Origin of the sequence: Acinetobacter sp. NBRC 110496 (assembly GCF_000876115.1) — a bacterium.
Taxonomy (GTDB): Bacteria; Pseudomonadota; Gammaproteobacteria; order Pseudomonadales; family Moraxellaceae; genus Acinetobacter.
The window spans coordinates 1-2,456 of sequence record NZ_BBTF01000115.1 but is presented as its reverse complement, the minus strand read 5'-3'; the positions used below and the strand labels follow the sequence as shown (position 1 = coordinate 2,456).

Annotated in this window: 3 protein-coding genes; all 3 read right to left on the bottom strand. The window is 38.6% G+C overall.

Features of this window, described 5'->3' with window-relative positions; genetic code table 11:
* Nucleotides 1–121 precede the first annotated feature (121 nt).
* Nucleotides 122–1,132 (bottom strand): formamidase, encoded by a 1,011-nt coding sequence (locus tag Aba26S_RS20675; RefSeq protein WP_004756684.1) that lies wholly within the window; start codon nucleotides 1,130–1,132, stop codon nucleotides 122–124.
* Nucleotides 1,133–1,387: 255 nt separating this feature from the next.
* Nucleotides 1,388–2,188, bottom strand: a complete 801-nt coding sequence (locus Aba26S_RS20670) for a hypothetical protein (protein ID WP_004756685.1) — start codon at nucleotides 2,186–2,188, stop codon at nucleotides 1,388–1,390.
* 64 nt (nucleotides 2,189–2,252) lie between these two features.
* On the bottom strand, nucleotides 2,253–2,456 hold a 204-nt coding region (locus Aba26S_RS20665; RefSeq protein ID WP_155770361.1), incomplete at its 5' end, for a TonB-dependent receptor.

Below are 2,456 nucleotides of genomic sequence, written 5' to 3'. Positions count from 1 at the left end.
ATCAATAACAAGTCGAGTTGTTAATCCATTAGCATTGATTTTAAAACAAAACCCTCTCATCCAACACCATTTCTGATGCGATATAGAGAGGATTTGTTTTATCGTAGCGCTATGCTAAAAATTATTTTTTCGGCATAGGTCCAAGTTTTACGCCATCCGGATAATATTTCCAGCCATCACGAATTTTGATTTTGTCATCCCAAGGTAATTTATACTCTCCTTTGGCCAGATCTTCCACCCAAGTCAGGTAGTTGGCTTTTTCACCACCAGGTTTTCCGACATAAGCGCGGCAACCCAGATTGAAAATATTATTTTCAAGTGCCCAGTTCTCACGTGCCTGATCTACCAAACGTGGGAAAAGTTCTGCGGTCACAATTTCCCAGGGGTTACGATGGCCTTGCTGAATGACATTACCATCATAATTGCAGATAGTACCTTCACCGAAGTAATAGAATACATTGTCATAACCTGCGAGATTGACAGAGACAGTGTACATTAGGTTTTGCCAAGCATTGGTTCTATTGGTCCAGATCCACTGATCGTTGACTTGTGTAGAATAGCCGGAAATCCGAATATAGACATTACATCCTTTATAGGCTGCTTCACGGGCCAATTCTGGGAACATGCCGTCATGACAGATACATACTGCTAGTTTTGAACCTTTTGGTCCATCACATACCGGCATACCGTAATTGCCAGGAGACCACGGTTCAATCGGTACCCATGGTTGTAATTTGCGGTAATGTAATGCAATTTCCCCTAGATTATTGACAATAATGGCTGTGTTATAAGGTGCTTTGCTCGGATCTTCATTTTTTTCCATCAAGGAAAATACTGCCCATACATCATTTTTCTTACAGGCATCTTTGAATTGCTGGATTTCCGGGCTTTCGATGGTTAATAGCATTTCATCATAAGTCCAGATTGCCGTATTTAGGCCCTGAGTTGAATACTCTGGAAATACAATTAAGTCGAGATCTGGATAGCCTGCCTTGGTATTGGCCAGTGCTGTACAAATCCTGTCAACTTGCACTTGTATATCTTCAGGTCCCTTGATCACAGGTACTGGATATTGGATTGCTGCAACAAGTAGGGCCTCTTCTGAAGCACTTACACTTCCGGTACTCGCCATGAGAATTCTCCTGTTTTTGGTCTACACTTTTGAAATAAGGTGCGTTGTTTACCTATGCAGTTAAATTCTCATTTTTCTATTATTTTGATAATACGTAATATGACTTATATGGGTGAAAATTTAGTCTTATTATTTTTTAATTATTTCAAAGCATTGGGTGATAGAAAATCACTTAAGAAATACAAAAAAACTGCCCCAAAATGATTTTAGGGCAGGGTATTCGTGGGAAAAATTTAAAATTGACCAGAGCCAGATTTACAGCTCATTTGCCTCAAGACGACCATTTTTATTGGCATCAAAATGCTTGAACAATAGTTTTGCATAGGCATCTACATCTTTACTGCTGATGGTTGCCTTATTATTTGCAATGGCTTTGAATTGTTCGGTGAAAATAGTTTGATATTCTGCTTTTGCTTTTTGCAGATTTTCATCATAGCGTTGCATGAACTCTGTGACATATTCCTGTTCAGATAAAGTCAAATCGTGGTTTGCATCGGTATGGAAATATTGCTGATCGCGTTCTTTTAAATAATCGCCTAAAGTCACAAAACCTTTATCGCCACCATACATCTGGATAAATTCGGCAATACTATTTGCCATTGGCATAGCCAACGGTGTGGTAATACGTAAACCATCATGTGTACCTTGTGCAGCCGGTGCAAGTTTCTGGTCTTCGGCATTGATAATCCCATCCTGATTTTTATCAAATCCGCCAAATGTTTTTAACCCTGTTTCCTGAAACTCCTTCAGTGTGATTTTGTCATCTTTATCCTGATTAATCACACCAAAACGTACATGTGCCTGTTTTAAAGACATTTCACGACGTTGATCGATAATAGACTGTAATCGGGCATTTTCAAATGCTAGATACTGTTGTAAATCAACTTTACTATGTTGTTGAAATAATGGCTGATAATCTGCAACGAAGTTTTTAACAAAAGTGGCTTGGGTACTGTCCTTGAGTTCGCTATGACTTAAGCTATAAAAGCCCAGACTTTGTTTATAAAGATCAGGTTGGGGCGCAGCTGCAAAACTTATGCTAGTGCATAAAGTCAAAGTAATCAGTGCTGAAAGAGAACGTTTTTCATATCAAATGTTCCAGAAATATCAATAAGGATGTTTAAAATTTAAATTCAAGACTTGCAACGACATTACGGCCTGGCTCGGCAGCACGGTCAATTAACGTTGCCTGATCAGTACCTGATCCTATCAGTGTACCGACACTTGCATAGTTCCAATAGGTTTTATCAAACATATTGTTAAATGCCACATTCAGCTTGGTATATTTATTAATATTCCAATAGCCGGATAAATCAAAAATTGT

Bases quoted from the DNA above. Each gene is read 5' to 3' on its own strand.
- Aba26S_RS20675 (WP_004756684.1), bottom strand. From the start codon at position 1,132: ATGGCGAGTACCGGAAGTGTAAGTGCTTCAGAAGAGGCCCTACTTGTT.